Raw genomic sequence first — 1362 nt, 5'->3', positions numbered from 1 at the left:
ACGCGATTAGGCTTTGTTTTTATTTGTATTTATATTTCGTTGTATTTTTATCTCCAATTTTTTCAATCATTCCATTCTCAACAGCAAAATTCAAATCCCGACTTGCTGTTGCTGAAGAAATTTCCCTAAATTTTTTTAAATATTCTTTTCGTGTAAAGTAGTCGTTTTTAACAATTGACTTAAATATATTAATCCGGTCAATATTTGTTAAACTAACATTCTGAATATTTAATAATTCCTCAAGTGATTCAAGGATTATTTCAAGCATAAATTCAATGAATACTGTTGATTCACCTGTATTATCTGATTTTCCAAGTGATTTATAATACAAATCCTGTCTTTCTTTTATTAAAGTCTCAATTGGTAAAAATTCAAAAACAGGATAAGAGTCTTTTAAAATCAGCGTTTGCCATAATCTACCCATTCTACCATTCCCGTCCATAAATGGGTGAATAAAAACCATCTCATAGTGGAATACGCAACTTTTAATTAAAACTAAATCTTCGTCATTTTTTATATAGTCAAACAGGTCTTTCAATAACGGTTTGAGCATTTCGCTGGGTGGCGCAATGTGAGCAACCTCTGTGCCTTTAACAATTCCAACAGATTTGCTTCTAAGTTTTCCTGCTGATTCACTAAGTCCGTTCATTAAAATTCTGTGAGCCTCACAGAATGATTCAAATTTATAAGGTTTCAGGTTGTCTAGATAGTCATAAACAGCAATTGCATTTTTAACTTCAAGAATATCTTTTTTAGGTCCAATTACTCTTTTATTTTCAATGATTGCAGTTATTTGCTCAATGGTCAAGGTATTTCCTTCAATTTCAAGCGATGAGTGAATTGTTTTAATCCTGTTTTTCTTTCTTAATTCTGTCGGTGGTTTGCTTAAATGAGCAGAATTTATTTCTCCAATTTTCTCAGAAATAGAAGCAACCAATTTTAAAATCTTTCCAGTTATTTTATACGGTGGTTTCATTTAATTAAGTCTTGATAGTATCATATGATAGTATCAAAGGTAATGGATTTAATTCAAAATACAATTAAGTGACTGATTTTCGGTTTTTTCTAAAATAAAGCCTAACGTGTTGCAGCTATGGCACGTGGCCGTTCACTACTCAAAATTATGTTGATTTCCTTTATGTTTAATTTACTATTCATTTTTCTTAATGACCCAAATGCGGCCATGTGCTATAGGGGCTGTGTGTGCCCTGCATGAGCATCATGCAGCGCACACTGACTGTAAGCTACAGAAAAAGGTTAAAAATACAAATTTAATCTCTGTAGATATAATCAGTGTGCCACTATTTTTCCAGCGGGTGAAAGTCCCTTACAGGCGGGATTAACACCCCGAACTGTTAGTAA

At 32.5% G+C, this 1362-nt stretch carries 1 protein-coding gene; it reads right to left on the bottom strand.

Annotated features, from left to right (window positions below; translation table 11 throughout):
* Positions 1-19: 19 nt before the first annotated feature.
* Positions 20-976 (bottom strand): Fic family protein, encoded by a 957-nt coding sequence (locus EOL86_15050; GenBank protein ID NCD26886.1) that lies wholly within the window; start codon positions 974-976, stop codon positions 20-22.
* Positions 977-1362 lie beyond the last annotated feature (386 nt).

This window comes from Deltaproteobacteria bacterium, from assembly GCA_009930495.1.
GTDB lineage: Bacteria > Desulfobacterota > Desulfovibrionia > Desulfovibrionales > Desulfomicrobiaceae > Desulfomicrobium.
Note: the sequence above shows the minus strand (reverse complement) of the source record. Positions and strands in the feature narration are given on the sequence as shown.

Coding starts and splice junctions, on each gene's coding strand:
- EOL86_15050 (NCD26886.1), bottom strand. CDS start 976: ATGAAACCACCGTATAAAATAACTGGAAAGATTTTAAAATTGGTTGCT.